Here is a 17,859-nt window from a genome sequence, read left to right as displayed (position 1 = left end):
AAATATCGTTCTTTCGCACCAAACACCCTATCGTTATCACCCTACTCTTCGCAGATAGTCCACCAGCGGTGCGATGTCCGCGCTATTGTCCATCGTTTTAATATACGCCAGCACCGCTTCCGACGCCTGCCGGTCCACGCCCTGCGCCGAGTGGAGGAACTTCTGCTCCAGCATGGCGAAGTTGGCGACGTCGGTGGCGTCCATCACCCGATGTCGATAGGTTTTTCCATCCTCCATGACTATCGTGACTTCCGCCTGCCGCTTGGGAAAGCGCGCCGTCGCCTCTTCTGACTCTACGACCTCAACCTTTTTCGCCAGCGCCAGCACGTCGGGATTACTCAACGCCTGTGGCTGAAACTCCGCCAGTGAAACGCGGCCAAAGATCAGGGCCACCGCGGTGCAGTAAGGCAGCGAAAACTTAGCCTCATCCTCATTACTCGCCTTCAGCGCCGCCGTCAGCGATACCGCAATGCGGTAGGTGGCGACGTGAATGCGGGCTATCTTTTTGACGTCCAGCGTGTGCGCATTCATCAGGCTAAATACTGCATCCAGCGGGGAGTTGGTGTGTCCGCAAGAGGCGTAGACCTTATAAAAGGCGGTATCGGACAGCAGCCCCTCCTCCGTGAGGCATTCCAGATACTTAAGCGACTCATAATCGCTTGTCGCCTTAACGAAGCCCTTGTCGCCCGCCAGAGCCTGCGGCGAGCCGGTAAAGCCCTCTTTTGCAAGAAGCGCGGCATAAACGCCGCTTTGGCAGGCGTGCCCAACGTTTAGCGCTTTGGCGTGAGAGCCAAACGAGGCCACCAGCCCGCTGGCCATAGTTGCCGCGATGCCTAACGCGTTGCGCGCCTGTTCGGCCGTAAGCCGCATCAGCGACGCCGCCGTCGCTGCGGCGGCAAAAGTGCCGCAGGTACCGGTGGTGTGCCAGTAGGCATAGTGGGAAGGATTCACCGTCTGCCCCAGCCGAATATAAACGTCGTAGCCGACAATCAGCGCCTTCAGGAACGCGCTACCGCTCACGTTAAGCAACTCACCCAGAGCCAGGGCGACGGGCAGCGTGACCGAACCCGGGTGGCCGATGGCCTTACGATGGCCGTCATCAAGTTCGGAAACGTGGCCGATAATGCCGTTGACCATCGCCGCCGCCGGTGCGGGGTAGCGCCCCGACGCGCCGATAACGACGGCCTCCTCGACGCCGCCAAAGTGCGTAAACGTTCGACGCGCGATGTCGCACTGCGGATAGCGCGCGCCAACTACGGCGCAGCCCAGCCAGTCGATGACGCGATACTTCATGTCCTCAATAAGCCGTCCGACAATCAGTTCATCACGACAGTTGGCGATAAAGTCGGCCAGATTTTTTTGAACATCCGCCTGCATGATTTTCTCCTTATCGGCCCGCGCGGCGCGCGGGCGTTGTCAATGACGACGCGCCGTCAGGGCAGCACGACGGTAAAGGTCAGGATAAAGTTGACCAACATACACAGAACCAGCTGAATGGCGTTACGCTTGACGATTTGGAACGGCGATACCCCCGCGATGCCCGCCACCGCAACGATAGCGCCGGTTACCGGCGACATGGTGCGGCCAAATCCGGTCATGGTTTGCAGCGGCAGCAGCATGGCTGCGGACGGTACGCCCATCTTGGCGGCAATGCTTGGGATAAGCGCTGCAAAGGAGAAGAACGGCGCGTTGCCGGAGCCCATCAGGAAGGCGACGGCGCCGATAATCAGGCTCATCAGAATAATCATGAAGCCCGCGCCAAGCCCTGCGCCTTCTACGCCAGCGATGAGTGAATTCACGGCGCCGATGGCGATAAGCCCCTCGCCGAACACCTGACCTGCGATAATCAGCGCCACAACGATAGTCAGCTGCTTGCCCAGCCCTTCGAAGAAGGACTTCATGCCGTTAAGCACGTCAAAGCCGTTGCGGCGGCGAATAAAGTCAAACAGCATGGCGATAAGCGTACTGAGAACGATGGCCGACGGTACGCCAACCTTGATGTTGACGCCAAACTGGCCGAGCACAACCGGGTTAAACAGCAGCAGAATCACCAGCGGAACGATAGGCAACAGCGCGTAAATTTTCGGCACCTGCGCGGTTTGCCCTTCTTGCTCTTTGCGAAACTGTTCCTGCAGTATCAAGTCTTCCGGATCGGGGCCTTCGCGACGCTCCCAGAAGCGCTGAACGAAGTAGTGTGAAACCAACATTGTCAGCAGCAGCGGAAAATAGATCTTCATCTGCCAGTGGAGGAAATACTCAGCCCACTCAATACCTGAGGTTTTAGCCGCCAGCAGGCAGTTGGCCGAGCCAGGCCCCAGGTCGAAGAAGCGGCTGGAGCCGATAATGGCCACCGCCGTCAGTCGGGAAACGCCGGCGCGGATCATCACGGGGTACAGCGTCACCATCAGCATCAGCGCCAGCCCGGACGCGCTGGGGATCGCCATACCGATAATCTGGGAAACGATGAAGCCCATACAGGCCAGAAGATAAGGAGATTTGATGTATTTCAGCGGCCCGCCGACGACGGCGTACAGCGCCTGACCGGCGTGCAGCGTGTCCATATAGCGGGAGAAGCCGCCCATTGCCATAATCGCCAGCCCCAGCCCGCCGAGGTTGCTTGACATAATGTTTTGAACGACCTGAAAAATATCGAAAAAGCCGCTGCCGGTAGACTTTTTCAGCGTCAGCCCGGGGCCCAGGTCAAGAAGGACCGACGTTCCCAGCAGGAAAACGCCGGCAATCAGCAGCACGGCGGTCGCGTACCCTTTCCTTGCTATCATCCAGGCGACCCATGCGATGACAACAAGCGATATTGTTAATCCCATGCTTCAACTCCCCGCAGAGCCGACGATACCACTCGCCGGCTCTGCGTAATTAACCCTAATCAACGATTAGGAGGTTTTCACGCTTTCTCGCGAAGCCTCCCCTCTGTCAGGGTCGCCGCCGTTATTTATATTTATTCGGCAACGAAATACTGCATCAGATGCGTTGTTTTTGACAATAGGCGCCTCCGGCAAATGCGGATTACTCCTCATTCGCTGTCGACAAACGTCTTTTTACATTCTTCGCACCCGGCGTATTCGCACCGGTAAGGCGGCAACCCTCGGTAACGTCAGCCTGTTACTTCACGGTTTCTTTTGGCGATTCGGCAATCGATTTTTCAGTCAGCTCCTGACCAATGCCTGGCAAATCGGGGATCGCATACTGGCCGTTTTTGGGCAGATAGTCGTACTTACAGGTGGCGCGGTTGCCGTCCAGCAGCGCGTAGCGATGCAGCTCGTGGATGCCGAAGTTGGGGATGGCGCACTCAAGCTGTAGCGCCGCCGCCGTCATGATCGGACCGCCGCAAACGTGGATCTGACAGGTGGTGTCGTAGATATGGCCCATGTCGCAGATCTTTTTCGCTTCGCTAAAGCCGCCGCAGGTGCCGAGATCGGGCTGGATAAGATCGATGATGTGTTCTTCAAAGTACGGACGGAAGCCCCAGCGGGTATAGATGCGTTCACCCGCGGCGATAGGAATGTTGACGTTGCGCTTCACCTCTTTCAGTTGACCGTGGTTCAGGTTCATCACCGGCTCTTCATAAGCGGAAATGCGCAGGTCTTCAATCATGCGGCCAAAGCGAATGGCGGAAGCGGTATCGGTCAACGCATGAGCCTCGACGATAATATCGACCTCGTCGCCCACCGCTTCGCGAATGGCCTTAAGGCGCTTGTAGCCGACCTTCAGTTCGCGGTCGGCAAACACGCCGTACAGATTGCTTTTCTTTACGCCGCCCTGCTCGTTGATTTCGTTAACGTCAACCTTGATGGCGTCATAACCTTCGGCCAGCGCCTTTTCCGCCGCTGCCGCATACTGCTGGGGCGTCGTTAAGATTTCCTTTTTCTCTGCGTCGCCCCATCCGAACTGCAGCTGGCTGGCGTAGGTGCGCAGCGAATCGCGACACTTACCGCCCAACAGTTGGTAACAGGGCACGTTGAGCGCTTTCCCCTTGATATCCCACAGCGCGACGTCGATCGCGCTCATCCCGGCTGAAACGACGGTGCCGCCGCCCTGACCCCAGAAGGTTTTTTTCTGCATTTTGTCCCAGATCTTTTCCGTTTCCATCGGATCCATACCGATGATGATGCTGGCAAGATCTTTCGCCATGCCGAAGCCTGCGGAAGCCCCTACGCCGTAGGCCATTCCCACTTCGCCAAAGCCGGAAATCCCTTCATCCGTATTGATGCGCACCACAACCGGGCGCCACTTGGCTACGGCGGACTGTAGCGGATTTTTTACGTCAATAACGTCAACGCTGACAATTTTCATCTTTATTCTCCTTGGAATGACTGAACACAACCCATTGAAAACATGAAAGACAAGGCGCTAACTCATCTCCAATTCACAAATAATATATTATATATAATATATGATGAACAGAATTTAATCGTAGCTCAGCGTGACTTAGCGTAAAAGTATGAGCGAGATCCCACTCTTCTTCTTAACGACGGCAAAATGCGGTTTTGACATTCCTGAAATAAATAATCCGCCTTATCGCTTGACCTTCCTGTTGCTGGAAGGTTTAGACTTAATCACAGTCAGAGAACCTTCTTCTGCTCGGCGCCGCCGGGCTCAGAATTCAGGAGCTACGTTATGCAACACACTACCGTTTTACAGTTGACCGGGCTGTCCTGCATGGGCTGCGCCGGGAGAGTGAAAAAAGCGCTCGATGCGCTGCCCGGCGTTCAATCAACGGACGTCAACGTCACGAGTGCGAAGATTGTTGGCGAAGCCGATGCCGCGACGCTTATCGCTGCCGTTGAAGGCGCGGGCTATCAGGCCCGGCTGGCGCAGCCGGACGTTGTTTTAGCCCTGTCCGGCCTTTCCTGCGGGCACTGCACCGGCAGAACGGCAAAAGCGCTGGAAGCCGTAGACGGCGTACTGGCGGCTGACGTCACGCTGGACAAGGCGGAAATCTACGGCACGGCTTCGCCCGCCACATTGGTTGAGGCGGTAAAACAGGCCGGCTATGAGGCCTCCGAGGCTAACGCCGGTTCGGAAGTGCACCTGCGGTTGGCCGGACTCACCTGCCAACACTGCGTCGGATCTACAAAGAAGGCGCTAGAGGCCGTTGCGGGCGTAGAACGCGCCGACGTCAGCCTGACGGAAGCCGTCGTCACCGGCAGCGCATCCCCTCAGGCGCTGATTGACGCCGTTGTTCAGGCGGGATATGAAGCCACCTTGAGCGATGGCGCTACGCCCCCAAAAACTGAGCCGCTGCCTGCATCAGAAACGCCGGAGCCAGTGACAGCGGCAGAAGTCTCCTCTCCGGCCGCGCCGTCTGACGATGACGACAGCGTACAGCTGTTGATTAACGGCATGACCTGCGCCAGCTGCGTGAATAAGGTGCAAAAAGCGCTGGAAAGCGTTCCCGGCGTTGCGCAAGCGCGGGTGAACCTCGCCGAACGTAGCGCAATGGCGTTCGGCACGCCGGACGTCGGCGCGCTGGTCAACGCCGTTGAGCAGGCGGGCTACGGCGCGGAGGTTATTCAGGATGAAGAAACGCGCCGCGCCCGTCAGCACGAAACGGCGCAGCAAAACATCCGCCGCTACCGCTGGCAGTCCGCGTTGGCTCTGGCTTTAGGCATTCCTCTAATGGTCTGGGGGATGATTGGCGACAACATGATGGTCAGCGCCGACAATCAAACCTTCTGGATAGTCGCCGGGGTGGCCACGCTGGCGGTGATGATTGCCGCGGGCGGTCATTTTTATGTCAACGCGGCGCGCAGCCTGAAAAACGGCAGTGCGACCATGGATACGCTTATCGCACTAGGTACCGGCGCGGCCTGGATCTACTCCATCAGCGTCGCGGTTTGGCCTTCACTCTTTCCGCACGAAGCGCGGCACGTGTACTTTGAAGCCAGCGCGATGATTATCGGCCTGATAAACCTCGGCCACGCGCTGGAACAGCGGGCGCGCTCGCGCTCGTCCAAGGCGCTTGAGCGGCTGCTGGACCTGACGCCGCCGACCGCCAGAGTCGTTACCGAGCAAGGGGAAACCGTTCTGCCGCTGTCGGAAGTAAAGCTGGGCATGACGCTGCGCCTGACGACCGGCGATCGGGTGCCGGTCGACGGTGAAATGCTCCAGGGCGAAGTCTGGGTGGACGAAGCGATGCTGACCGGCGAAGCCATGCCGCAGCAAAAAGCCGCAGGAAACGCGCTACACGCGGGTACGGTCGTACAGGACGGCAGCGCCCTGTTCCGCGCTAACGCTATCGGTAACCAAACCACGCTGGCGCGCATCATCAAGCTGGTGCGTCAGGCGCAGAGCAGCAAGCCGGAAATCGGCCGGATGGCGGATCGTATTTCAGCCATCTTTGTACCGGTCGTGGTCGCCATTGCGTTAATTAGCGGTCTGATTTGGTATTTAGTCGGCCCGCAGCCTCAGCTGGTCTATACGCTGGTTATCGTCACTACCGTCCTTATCATCGCCTGCCCCTGCGCGTTAGGGCTGGCGACGCCGATGTCGATCATTTCGGGCGTCGGGCGCGCAGCCGAAATGGGCGTATTAGTCCGCGACGCGGACGCGCTCCAGCAGGCAAGCGCGATAGACACCGTCGTTTTTGACAAAACCGGGACGCTCACCGAAGGCAAACCGCTGGTCAGCGCCATCTACGCCTTTAATCGATACCACGAGTCGCAGATTCTCCAATATGCCGCCGCGCTGGAACAGGGCGCCAGCCACCCTCTGGCCCACGCCATCATGACGAAAGCCCAGGGAATGGCGCTGCCTGACGTTAGCGACTTCCGGACGCTGCGCGGGCTGGGCGTTACCGGCAGGTCTGGCGACGCGTCTTTGCTGCTAGGTAACGAACGCCTGCTGCAAGAACAGCAGATCGACACGCAGGCCGCCGCCGACGCTATCGCCAAAGAAGCGGCGATGGGCGCAACGCCGGTGCTGCTGGCGGTTAACGGCGCGTTAGCCGCCGTACTGGCAATCCGCGATCCGCTGCGAGAAGACAGCGTTTCCGCCCTGAATCGGCTGCACCAGCAGGGCTATCGGCTGGTCATGCTGACCGGAGACAACCCGGTCACCGCCAATGCGATCGCACAACAGGCCGGTATTGACGAAGTGATCGCCGGCGTATTGCCGGACGGAAAGGCGGAGGCCATCGCGCGCCTGCAGCAGGACGGCCATAAAGTCGCCATGGTCGGCGACGGCATTAACGACGCCCCCGCGCTGGCTCGCGCCGACGTCGGCATCGCCATGGGCGGCGGTAGCGACATCGCCATCGAAACGGCGGCTATCACCCTGATGCGCCACAGCCTTGAGGGCGTCGCCGACGCGCTCGCGCTGTCTAAAGCGACGCTTCGCAACATGAAGCAAAACCTGCTGGGCGCGTTTGTGTACAACTCGCTGGGCATCCCGATCGCCGCAGGCATTTTGTACCCGCTGACGGGAACGCTGCTTAACCCGGTGGTCGCCGGCGCGGCGATGGCGCTCTCGTCGATTACGGTGGTCAGTAACGCGAATCGACTGTTGAGGTTCAAGCCCAGACAATAGCCGTTTTTTACTTCCCGCGGCGCGCTCATTCTTGAGTACGCCGCTATTACCTGCTAATACTCTTAGCTATTCACGTAACGACAACTTTTAGGCCTTCAATGAAACGCATTTTGCGGCGTCTGGCCGTCATTCTGGGGCTTACGCCCTCGCTGCCGTACGCCTACCCGGCATTTGACGTCGTCACTGACGGCGGCAGCCGCTTTCATCTGGTCGGCAGCATTCATATGGGCAGCCGGGAGATGGCTCCCCTGCCCCCTTTACTGCGCCAGCGAATGGCGCAGGCCGATGCGCTTATCGTTGAGGTCGACATTTCTCAGCCCGTTCGCTTTGACGCTCAGCCCACCGGCGCGCGCCTGACGGAAAGCCTCAGCGGACAAGAGTATCAGCAGCTTCTTAAGCGCAGTCGACAGGTAGGACTTAGCGAAGACAGTCTGGAAAGCAAGCCGGCGTGGCACGTAGCCTTAATGCTGCAGGCGATGCAGGCCGAACGTTCCGGGCTGAAAAGCGAGTTCGGCATCGACTATCAAAGCATTCTGGCCGCCCGCGAAGACGCGCTTTCCGTTATAGAGCTTGAGGGCGCGGAGAAGCAGATGACGCTGTTAAAACGATTGCCCGCCGAAGGGCTCCCCCTGCTGCGCGACACGCTGGCGCACTGGCAGGACAATCAGCGGCTGATGTTAATCATGGTTCGCTGGTGGCTTAACGAAAAACCGCAGCGCGAAACGCTGCGCCTCCCCTACGGCATGGGAGACGACATTTATCGCATCATGATAACCGAACGAAACCGGGACTGGGCGCAAAAGCTTAAAGCACTGCCAAAGGGCGACTATGTGGTGGTGGTCGGCGCGCTGCACCTGTTTGGCGAGCATAATTTACCGGCGCTGTTAGGCCGAGCGCCTTAGCCCTTCGTATTTTTAGCGTTGGTGAAAAATTAAAGACCGTTCCCGGCGAGAAAACGCCGCGCCAACGCGCTATCATAACGCGTCCCGATTTGACGATACGCCACTCACACCAAGCAAAAACAGAAAGAGGAAACCGTAATGACGCCGGCCGTTCGCCTGCTGAAACAGCAAAAGGTAAACTACGTTCTTCATCCCTATGACCACGATCCCAACGAAACCAACTTCGGCGACGAGGCGGTAAAAAAACTCGGTCTGGACGCCAGCCGGGTGTATAAAACGCTGCTGGTCAGCCTGAACGGCGATGAGAAGAAGCTGGCGGTCGCGGTGGTGCCCGTTTCGGGCATGCTGGATTTGAAAAAGATGGCCAAGGCGCTGTCAGTCAAGAAAGTCGACATGGCCGACCCGACGCTGGCTCAGCGCGTTACCGGCTATCTGGTGGGCGGCATCAGCCCGCTGGCACAGAAAAAGCGGCTGCCTACCGTTATTGACGCAGACGCCGAAAGTTTTGAATCCGTATATGTTTCAGGCGGCAAGCGCGGGCTGGACATTGAGCTGGCGCCAGCCGATCTTTGCCGCATGACGTCCGGGATTTTTGCGCCGATTGCGGCGCCTTAGAAATAAAAGTTACAGCTTCTCACACACACGTCTTTCAATGCGTTGAATGACCACGCTATACTAGGCCGTTTCGCCGATTTTATGGGCAAAATACTTCCGTTTTGCCCGTTTTATTCTATCCGCCGCTCGTAAACACCATTTATCGCCATGACAAACCAGACTAGCAATACGGCCCTGCCCTCGGTCGCTGATAACTCACGCAAAACGTCTTTTCGCATCCTCAGCGCGATCAGCGTTTCCCATATGCTAAACGACATGACGCAGTCGCTGATCGTCGCTATCTATCCACTGCTGCAGGGCGAATTCTCGCTGACGTTTGGCCAAATCGGCCTGATCACCCTAACGTATCAGCTCACCGCGTCGCTGCTACAGCCCCTTATCGGCCTGTACACCGATAAGCACCCTAAACCCTACTCTTTGCCTATCGGTATGGGGTTCACTCTTGTAGGGGTGATACTGCTGGCCTTCGCCAGTAACTTCCACATGGTACTGCTGGCCGCCGCGCTAGTAGGCACCGGCTCATCGGTATTCCACCCTGAGTCATCGCGCGTGGCGCGCATGGCCTCCGGCGGAAAGCACGGCATGGCGCAGTCGCTGTTTCAGGTAGGCGGGAACCTCGGCTCTTCGCTGGGGCCGCTGCTGGCGGCAGCGTTTATTACGCCTTACGGCAAGGGTACGCTGACCTGGTTTGCCGTAGCTCCGCTGCTCGCCATCGTCGTTCTGCTGCAAATCGGCCGCTGGTATCAGGCGCAGCAACGTAGCAACGGCGGCAAGCCGTTTAAAGCCGTTGCCGTAAATCGCCTGCCTAATCGCACCATCGTCTTCTCTCTGGGCGTTCTGCTAGTGCTGATATTTTCAAAATATTTCTATTTGGCCAGCATTAGCAGCTATTACACCTTCTATCTAATACATAAGTTCGGCGTAACCGAGCAAAATGCGCAGATCCACCTGTTTGTCTTCCTGTTTGCCGTTGCGGCGGGAACCTTTATTGGCGGGCCAGTGGGCGACAAAATAGGAAGAAAATATGTTATTTGGGCCTCAATTCTCGGCGCAGCGCCTTTTACCCTTATTTTACCCTATGCATCCCTCTACTGGACCGGCGTTTTAACGGTGATTATTGGTCTTATCATCGCGTCAGCCTTTTCCGCCATACTGGTCTACGCTCAGGAGCTGATCCCCGGTAAAGTCGGTATGATATCTGGGCTGTTCTTCGGGTTATCCTTCGGCATGGGTGGGCTCGGCGCAGCCGCTCTGGGCTATGTTGCAGACCATAGCAGCATTGAAACCGTTTACCATATTTGTTCTTTCCTGCCACTGCTCGGCATTCTTACCGCTCTATTACCAAATATTGAACACAGCGCGCGATAACTAACGCTTTCCTCGGGGGAGAAAAAATTTTTCTCCCCGAGGAAATCCCTTAATCCATCTAACAATAGTCTCTCATTTTTGTAAAAACGCCCTCCTTTAATCGATTCAGTAATGAATGCGCGTTATTTTTCAAAAAAAGTAAATTTTCCCAAGCAAAAAGACGATAAATACCATAAAATTAACTTATTCCCCCAGTCCTAAAGCTAGAAGGAGCATTGATGGATCACGCTACTCCCTTGATAACCACCATTGCCGGCGGCCTCGTTCTCGCCTTTTTGTTCGGTATGATAGCCAATCGCCTGAAGATTTCGCCGCTTGTCGGCTATCTCATCGCGGGCATCGTAGCGGGTAAACATACGCCGGGTTTCGTCGCGGACGAAGCGCTGGCGAACCAGCTGGCAGAAGTGGGCGTGATCTTGTTGATGTTCGGGGTGGGGCTTCATTTCTCGCTAAAAGATCTGCTGTCGGTAAAAAAGATTGCCATTCCGGGCGCTATTGCGCAGATTGCTGTGGCAACGCTGCTGGGGATGGGATTGGCGCATCTGTTAGGCTGGGGTTTATTTAACGGTATCGTCTTTGGCCTGTGTCTTTCCACCGCCAGTACCGTCGTGCTTTTACGCGCGTTAGAGGAGCGGCAGCTGATTGAAAGCCAGCGGGGGAAAATCGCCATTGGGTGGCTCATCGTCGAAGATTTGGCGATGGTGATGGCGCTGGTTCTGCTGCCTGCGGTCACCGGCATTATGCAGCAGGGGCACAGCGATTTCTCTAATCTGGCGATTTCGATGGGCATCACTCTTGGAAAGGTCATCGCCTTTATCGTGCTGATGATTGTCGTCGGACGCCGCGTGGTGCCGTGGCTGTTGGCAAAAAGCGCCAGCACCGGCTCTAACGAGCTGTTTACCCTGTCGGTGCTCGCCATCGCCATGGGCATTGCCTACGGTTCAGTGCAGCTGTTCGGCGCGTCGTTCGCGCTGGGCGCATTCTTTGCCGGTATGGTGCTTAACGAATCGGAACTGAGCCACCGGGCTGCGCAGAACACCCTGCCGCTGCGCGACGCTTTCGCGGTGCTGTTCTTCGTCTCCGTCGGCATGCTGTTTGAACCCATGACGCTTATCGAACAGCCGCTGGCCGTTCTGGCGACGCTGGTTATTATCGTCTTAGGCAAATCGCTGGCGGCGTTTTTTATCGTGCGCCTGTTTGGCCACTCCAAGCGCACCGCGCTGACCATCTCCGCCAGCCTGGCGCAAATCGGTGAATTCGCCTTTATTCTCGCCACTATGGGCGTTGCGCTGGGCGTGCTTGACAGAGACGCACAGAGCCTGATTCTGGCCGGCGCGATTCTGTCAATTCTGCTTAACCCACTGGTCTTTAATCTGGTCGGTAAGTACCTGAGTAAAACCGAAACCATCGAAGACCAGATTGTCGAAGAGGTGGTGGAAGAGGAAGTAGCGCAGGTGCCGGTGGACATGTGCAACCACGTTATTCTGATAGGCTACGGCCGGGTCGGCAGCATTCTGTGCGAACGCCTGCACATCCTCGACGTGCCGCTGGTGGTGGTGGAAAACTCGCTGTCGCGCGTGGAAATGCTGCGCGAGCGTGAAATCAGCACCGTGCTGGGCAACGCGGGCAGCCACGACATCCTAAGCCTGGCCCGCCTTGACTGCGCCCGCTGCCTGTTCGTCACGACGCCAAACGGCTACGAGGCGGGAGAGATCGTTTCCTACGCCCGCGCCCAGCGCCCTGACCTGCTCATCATCGCCCGCGCCCACTACGATGACGAAGTGGAATACATCTCCGAACGCGGCGCCGACCATGTGATCATGGGCGAACGCGAAATCGCCCAGACCATGCTGGACGAGATGTACAACGGCATTTTAAGCGGCGACAGGAAGGAGCCGGAGGGATGCCCGGTGTAGGCTAGCCTCGCTGGATAGGAAAATACCGAGCATTAGCTCGGTATTTTTTATGGGGAAAAGAGTAGCCGCCGCCGGGACTATTTTCTAAGCCGCCTATGCGGCGGTCAAGTCCACACGTTAGCGCGTCATCCTCGGCTGTCATTTCTAAGCCGCCTATGCGGCGGTCAAGATCTCAGAGTTCATAGACCTGCCATTACGCTTTTTCTAAGCCGCCTATGCGGCGGTCAAGGCCCATGCATCAGTTGTGGCACGAAGATGCTTTTTCTAAGCCGCCTATGCGGCGGTCAAGTTACTAACGAGGGATTACTGCACCCTATCGGATTTCTAAGCCGCCTATGCGGCGGTCAAGATTACGCCTAAGATGCAAGCGCGGAGACGCCTTTTCTAAGCCGCCTATGCGGCGGTCAAGCTAGCCCCTTCTCACTCACCTTAATTTCGCTTTTTCTAAGCCGCCTATGCGGCGGTCAAGAGGTCGGCATCGTCAGCGACGGGTGACAGTTCTTTCTAAGCCGCCTATGCGGCGGTCAAGGTGAAAAGGTCCAGTACCAGCGGTCCATACAGTTTCTAAGCCGCCTATGCGGCGGTCAAGACCCATGAACAAATCGTCAGGTGTCCGCCATTTTTCTAAGCCGCCTATGCGGCGGTCAAGGAGGCGGAGCCAAAAAAATGGCTGAGCAGCTATTTCTAAGCCGCCTATGCGGCGGTCAAGTCGTTGAGCGAGTTTTTTAACGACAATGGTATTTTCTAAGCCGCCTATGCGGCGGTCAAGTTCGACTCTCGCATGTTCTTAAGCACCATTCGTTTCTAAGCCGCCTATGCGGCGGTCAAGTCACGGCGCTGCCTAAAGGACTGAGCGTTGGCTTTCTAAGCCGCCTATGCGGCGGTCAAGGAATCCCATGACCCGACAAAGGTTAGCGGTAATTTCTAAGCCGCCTATGCGGCGGTCAAGCAACAGTACATCGCGGATCCCTACCGCCTGAGTTTCTAAGCCGCCTATGCGGCGGTCAAGTTATTTCCCCGGCAAGAGGAATGGATCCATTGTTTCTAAGCCGCCTATGCGGCGGTCAAGTAGAACAATACCCCACTATCCCCTTGCCGTTAATCACTTTTTCCATTTCTAAGTCCCAAAACCCTTTTTTAAGAGGGTCGATAAGGCCATTTAAAATCAATAGATTATAAACGGCCTTAAAAAAGGGTCTGCACGATGGAGCTACAGGTGTGCTTCAACCAGCGCCTGCATTAACTCGATATGTGCCGCAGAATCATTTAACGCGGGAATATAATTAAAGCTTTCTCCTCCCGCCTCCATAAAAAATTCCCGGTTCTGCTTATCGATCTCTTCGATAGTTTCCAGGCAGTCGGCGGAAAAGCCGGGGCAGATGACCTGAACGCGCTTAACGCCCTGTGAGGGTAACGAATGCATGGTTTCATCCGTATAGGGTTGAAGCCATACCTCTTTGCCAAAGCGCGACTGGTAGGTCATTTTGTATTGCGCATCCGTAAGCCCTAGCGCCTTTACCACCGCGGTGGTCGTCGCCTCGCAGCGCTGCGGATAGTCATCGCCCTCGGCGGCGTAGCGTTGGGGAATGCCGTGATAGGAAAACAGCAGCAGGTCAGGCTCTCCGTGCTGAGCAAAAGAGGCCCGAATGGAGTCCGCCAGCGCGGCGATATAGAGCGGGTGCTCCGCATAGTCGCGGATAAAAAACACCTGAGGCAGGTCGCGACGGTGAGAAAACGCCGCCGACAGCGCGTCCCAGGCGGCGGCCGTGGTTGAACAAGAGTATTGCGGGTAAAGCGGCAGCACGATAAGGCGCTTAATGCCCTTGGACTGAAGCCGGGTTAACGCCTCATCGACGGAAGGCGAACCGTAGGTCATCGCCAATTCAACCGGTACGTCAGGCAGACGGTCGGCCAAAGCCTGCCGCTGGCGACGACTGTAGGCCAGCAGCGGGGAGCCTTCCGGCGTCCAGACTTCCTGATAAAGCTTGGCGACGCGCGGAGCCCGACGCGGCAGGATCACGCCGTTAAGCAGAAAGAACCACAGCAAGGGGTTTGTATCGACTACCCTTCGGTCTTGTAAAAACTGGGAAAGATAGCGCTTTACCGCCGACGCCGTCGGCGCATCGGGAGTGCCAAGGTTAACGAGAAGAACGCCGGTGCTTTGCTGTGACATAGTTGCTTCTATCGCCGCTTTTTCAATAAGTAACATAGCAACAATACTAGCAGCTTGCCGCCAGCCTGCCTACGCCAGAGACGGACGAATGCGCCAAACGATGTGATTAGCCAAGGCTATTAAAAAAGAAATATGACATTGGCTGCAACCAGCAAAGTCAGCTCCCTCCCTGGAGCTAACCTGGGCTATCAGGACGATGGTAATGTCAAAGGAATCGACATTTCATGATGGAAAATATTACTCGGATCTACCGCCTGCTTTGTGGCCACCAAGGCCGCCGCTTTATTTCCATAATATAAAGTCAGCCATTGAGGGTCGACCGCTGCGTGTGTGGCATCGGTGTATTTCATGTCTATATCCGGGTAGTTGATATAGCATCCTTGATAACGACCGCTGCCATCGTCAAACGGTTTTCCGCCCGTCTCGGCGAAATAGGCGGAATACAGGTTCGCCATCCACGACACGCAAAAATCGTCGTCTTCGGCATTGTTCCAGTGAAGCTGGAACTGTGATTTCAGCAAGGAACCGCGTTGATAAACGGCGGTAGGATTAGTGTTCTCATCGTTACTGTTGATACATCCCCCATAAGAATCAACCTGTACCCAAGCCTGGGTCAGCCTGGCGTCCTCGCTGGCATTCAGATAATTCCAAAGCGCGGTAATTTGCGTATCTGTAAAATCAGCAACGTGATAGGCCGATTTATGCTTATTGCGCATGTTTCCGCCGGAACCGTTAATGGTTTCGGTGAGCCATAGCCAGTCCATCAGTTGAGCATCGCCAACGGGGTCACGCAGCGCTTCCTGCCGATCCTCTGTGCGTGCGACGGCGCCCTGCCACACCGGCTGGGCCTCAATCCTTGGCGCTACGCCAACGATTTCCGTCATTGTCTCAACAAAATCAATGAAGGGTTGATCCTGAGAGCCGCCTACGGTGCCGTCCAATCCGGTGTATTGGATAGTCATCACCACGTCTCCCGTTGAACGGTGCTGCAATTTCAACAGGGTGAAAAGCCCGCCATTCGCCAGCGTAGGATCGGTACTGTTCCATTCTCCATCGTGATCGGAGAACCATTGCCAGTAGGTATGCAAGAAATCACCAAACGCAGCCTTTCCCACGTCCCCCGAGCCGAAACTGTCCCACGGCCAGGAAAGCGACAGCAGATACGCCTTCTGAGGCGCCAGAGGAAGATCTTCATAGTAATAATTAAGGATAATACCGTAGTTGCCGCCGCCGCCGCCGCGGCAAGCAATGAACAGATCGCGATCGCTGCCTACGCTATTCAGGTTAACGTGCTTCACAACAAGGCTGCTGCTGCCCGCCGCCTGAGGAACAAGAATGTCTACGCCGGAAAGCCAGTCTACCGTTAGGCCATACAGGCGGGACAACAGCCCATATCCCCCGCCAGAAACGTGCCCACCAGACCCCACCGAGTAACAGGAACCACCGGGAACCATTTTACCAGACAGTTTGTATAAGCTGACGTAACCATCCCAGTTCTGGTTTCCGGTAGCGGCGGAAAAACGATAAGAAACGGAGCTGTCCCATGGGGAAACGATACCGCCGGTTGCGCTGTATTGCATTCCGGTCATTAGCCCAAGGTCGATTATCGCCATAGGCTGGCTGCCGTCGCTACTGAGCTTATTTGATACAAAGCCCTCATAGCAGTGTCCACCGCTGCGAACGGTCAGTCGATATCCGGCCTCTAAAGCGCTATTGGCGGCATCGATAACCTCCTGCGCCGTTTTGCATATGTAGATAAAATCCGTACCTTCTCCGACATCCGGAAAGCGTAAATTAAACCCTTTCTTTAAGGTATCGTAACGGGGATTCTGATTATCAATTACAATAAAATCTGACATATTTACGTCCTTATATTCGTTTGAATAAAATAACATTATTTATATGCGTATATGATATTAATTAATAGTGGCGCATAGATCACAAATTTGCGAAAACAATAATTTCCATTACATCGCAGAAAATAAATATCTATGCAATTTAAATTTGGTCAAGTAACTTAATCATGTCAATGTTGCTCTTATACTAAAAGTTAATAACATTGATATATAAAAATAATATCAAGCATTCTATAACTAGATTATTTCGAATGAGAAAAAATTCCACTCTACGTCTAAATGAATAGAGCCCTTTAAAAAACAGTGAATAGCACTGATATTTTTTCATCCACCATGGGCCTTCCCATCGCTGGGAAAGGCCTATATATTTACATGACAACCATAAAAAATTCATTTATTAATAATAAATTACAAAAAAATGAAGCAAAGATCGTCTTCAATGAATACTAAGGTGTAATTAGAATTCTATTTAATTAAAAAATTTTTAAACCTAGTAACTTTTACAGCACATATATAGACGCGAGACCATGAACATCCTATCCGAAGATTCGTAATTTATACGCTGAAAATATAAAATCAGTATTCAATATATTGTTACTCGGCTATTTTTAAATTAAAAACCTCATTTACACCTAGCATATCTAACAGTCCTTAATTACCATTAAAATCAAGAAATGCAATAGATATCATAAGTCTTACCATTACTAAATCACATTATTAAAATGCAAATAGTGATATATCGTAATAGAATAAAAACGCTGGAGGGTTCATTAGCGCTTGACTCTTTTTAGTAAAAAAACTCAGAGCTTACCGCCACAGCATCTCGGCAATAAATGCTAATCTTATTTCCAGAATTCAGCGCATTTTCCTACGTTAAAATTATCCCTTAGAAAAAAATTAGAAATAACCGCCAATTTCTAAAGATTAGTTACGGTAAAGCCAGGCAATTATTTAGATATTCCATATAACCTCGCCTATACCTGTCAGACTTACCATATTACAGGGCAATCAAGAAACTTGGCCTTTATATTATAGAAGACGTCCATAGAGATATGTTCAGAGTAAGAAATCTCAAATTTGGAATGATTGAGGGTCTTTCTGCTTTTCGTCACGCAAAACTGATACCCGCTGTCGTCGACGCTCTTGAGCGTTATAAACGCATTGCCAAAGGTATCTGATAAAGAAAACTCGGCGTCGTTGTTTTTAAAAGAAGAGATAAAATTACCCAGCTCGCGGTTCGGGATCCATATGTTTCCCTTATATTCAGTAGAATACATCAGGTGGTTTACCTCGATATAGAGATCGAAATTAATGGACGGAATGCGATCGTCAATCTCTATTTCGTTTAGCACTATCTTTACCGGTTCTTCAATAACGATTGCCATAATATCGCTCTCCTTTCGCGAAATGACCGTAAAAATAGCCCTTTACTGCCCGCTTTCACTTAAAGCGCCAAAGGCGAATTATATTCCATAAAGTTTCAT

11 protein-coding genes and 1 CRISPR repeat array are annotated in these 17,859 nt (G+C 54.5%); of the genes, 5 read left to right on the top strand and 6 right to left on the bottom strand.

The genetic code is table 11. The features are described from left to right. Positions 1 to 36 precede the first annotated feature (36 nt). The 3 genes from V8L73_RS06550 to V8L73_RS06540 all read right to left on the bottom strand — a co-directional run bounded on the left by V8L73_RS06550 (position 37) and on the right by V8L73_RS06540 (position 4,311). Positions 37 to 1,377, bottom strand: coding sequence for an MmgE/PrpD family protein (locus V8L73_RS06550; RefSeq protein WP_347254430.1), 1,341 nt, complete (start codon positions 1,375 to 1,377; stop codon positions 37 to 39). Positions 1,378 to 1,433: 56 nt separating this feature from the next. Continuing rightward, positions 1,434 to 2,825, bottom strand: coding sequence for a C4-dicarboxylate transporter DcuC (dcuC, locus tag V8L73_RS06545; protein ID WP_027275243.1), 1,392 nt, complete (start codon positions 2,823 to 2,825; stop codon positions 1,434 to 1,436). Positions 2,826 to 3,120: 295 nt separating this feature from the next. Further along, positions 3,121 to 4,311 carry a mandelate racemase/muconate lactonizing enzyme family protein gene (locus V8L73_RS06540; RefSeq protein WP_027275242.1) on the bottom strand — a complete coding sequence of 397 codons (1,191 nt, stop codon included), beginning with the start codon at positions 4,309 to 4,311 and terminating at the stop codon, positions 3,121 to 3,123. Between the two features lie 324 nt (positions 4,312 to 4,635). Between V8L73_RS06540 and copA the strand changes: the two genes are divergently transcribed. The 5 genes from copA to ybaL all read left to right on the top strand — a co-directional run bounded on the left by copA (position 4,636) and on the right by ybaL (position 12,346). Continuing rightward, positions 4,636 to 7,545 (top strand): copper-exporting P-type ATPase CopA, encoded by a 2,910-nt coding sequence (gene copA, locus V8L73_RS06535; protein WP_347254429.1) that lies wholly within the window; start codon positions 4,636 to 4,638, stop codon positions 7,543 to 7,545. 98 nt (positions 7,546 to 7,643) lie between these two features. Then, positions 7,644 to 8,447, top strand: a complete 804-nt coding sequence (locus V8L73_RS06530; protein ID WP_347254428.1) for a TraB/GumN family protein — start codon at positions 7,644 to 7,646, stop codon at positions 8,445 to 8,447. 138 nt (positions 8,448 to 8,585) lie between these two features. Further along, the gene (gene ybaK / locus V8L73_RS06525) at positions 8,586 to 9,062 is read left to right on the top strand and encodes a Cys-tRNA(Pro)/Cys-tRNA(Cys) deacylase YbaK (protein WP_261831490.1); all 477 of its coding nucleotides are present in this window, start codon (positions 8,586 to 8,588) and stop codon (positions 9,060 to 9,062) included. Between the two features lie 147 nt (positions 9,063 to 9,209). After that, positions 9,210 to 10,430, top strand: coding sequence for an MFS transporter (locus tag V8L73_RS06520; protein ID WP_347254427.1), 1,221 nt, complete (start codon positions 9,210 to 9,212; stop codon positions 10,428 to 10,430). Positions 10,431 to 10,648: 218 nt separating this feature from the next. Further along, positions 10,649 to 12,346 carry a YbaL family putative K(+) efflux transporter gene (gene ybaL, locus V8L73_RS06515; protein WP_027275237.1) on the top strand — a complete coding sequence of 566 codons (1,698 nt, stop codon included), beginning with the start codon at positions 10,649 to 10,651 and terminating at the stop codon, positions 12,344 to 12,346. A gap of 81 nt (positions 12,347 to 12,427) precedes the next feature. Continuing rightward, positions 12,428 to 13,415: a CRISPR direct-repeat array (repeat unit 28 nt; unit sequence TTTCTAAGCCGCCTATGCGGCGGTCAAG). Between the two features lie 141 nt (positions 13,416 to 13,556). Here the strand turns inward: ybaL and hemH are convergent. The 3 genes from hemH to V8L73_RS06500 form a co-directional block, all read right to left on the bottom strand. Further along, complete coding sequence (gene hemH / locus V8L73_RS06510) at positions 13,557 to 14,519, bottom strand: ferrochelatase (RefSeq protein WP_347254426.1); 963 nt, start codon at positions 14,517 to 14,519, stop codon at positions 13,557 to 13,559. Positions 14,520 to 14,707: 188 nt separating this feature from the next. After that, entirely contained in the window at positions 14,708 to 16,378 is a 1,671-nt protein-coding gene (locus V8L73_RS06505; RefSeq protein ID WP_347254425.1) for a BBE domain-containing protein, read from the bottom strand. A gap of 986 nt (positions 16,379 to 17,364) precedes the next feature. Beyond that, on the bottom strand, positions 17,365 to 17,760 hold the full coding sequence (locus tag V8L73_RS06500; RefSeq protein WP_347254424.1) for a hypothetical protein: 396 nt from the start codon (positions 17,758 to 17,760) through the stop codon (positions 17,365 to 17,367). Positions 17,761 to 17,859: the final 99 nt, after the last annotated feature.

Source organism: Leminorella grimontii, assembly GCF_039789245.1.
Classification (GTDB): Bacteria; Pseudomonadota; Gammaproteobacteria; order Enterobacterales; family Enterobacteriaceae; genus Leminorella; species Leminorella grimontii.
The sequence above is the reverse complement of the archived record's forward strand: the minus strand, read 5'-3'. Positions and strand labels throughout refer to the sequence as shown.

Coding starts and splice junctions, on each gene's coding strand:
- V8L73_RS06550 (WP_347254430.1), bottom strand. CDS start 1,377: ATGCAGGCGGATGTTCAAAAAAATCTGGCCGACTTTATCGCCAACTGT.
- dcuC (WP_027275243.1), bottom strand. CDS start 2,825: ATGGGATTAACAATATCGCTTGTTGTCATCGCATGGGTCGCCTGGATG.
- V8L73_RS06540 (WP_027275242.1), bottom strand. CDS start 4,311: ATGAAAATTGTCAGCGTTGACGTTATTGACGTAAAAAATCCGCTACAG.
- copA (WP_347254429.1), top strand. CDS start 4,636: ATGCAACACACTACCGTTTTACAGTTGACCGGGCTGTCCTGCATGGGC.
- V8L73_RS06530 (WP_347254428.1), top strand. CDS start 7,644: ATGAAACGCATTTTGCGGCGTCTGGCCGTCATTCTGGGGCTTACGCCC.
- ybaK (WP_261831490.1), top strand. CDS start 8,586: ATGACGCCGGCCGTTCGCCTGCTGAAACAGCAAAAGGTAAACTACGTT.
- V8L73_RS06520 (WP_347254427.1), top strand. CDS start 9,210: ATGACAAACCAGACTAGCAATACGGCCCTGCCCTCGGTCGCTGATAAC.
- ybaL (WP_027275237.1), top strand. CDS start 10,649: ATGGATCACGCTACTCCCTTGATAACCACCATTGCCGGCGGCCTCGTT.
- hemH (WP_347254426.1), bottom strand. CDS start 14,519: ATGTCACAGCAAAGCACCGGCGTTCTTCTCGTTAACCTTGGCACTCCC.
- V8L73_RS06505 (WP_347254425.1), bottom strand. CDS start 16,378: ATGTCAGATTTTATTGTAATTGATAATCAGAATCCCCGTTACGATACC.
- V8L73_RS06500 (WP_347254424.1), bottom strand. CDS start 17,760: ATGGCAATCGTTATTGAAGAACCGGTAAAGATAGTGCTAAACGAAATA.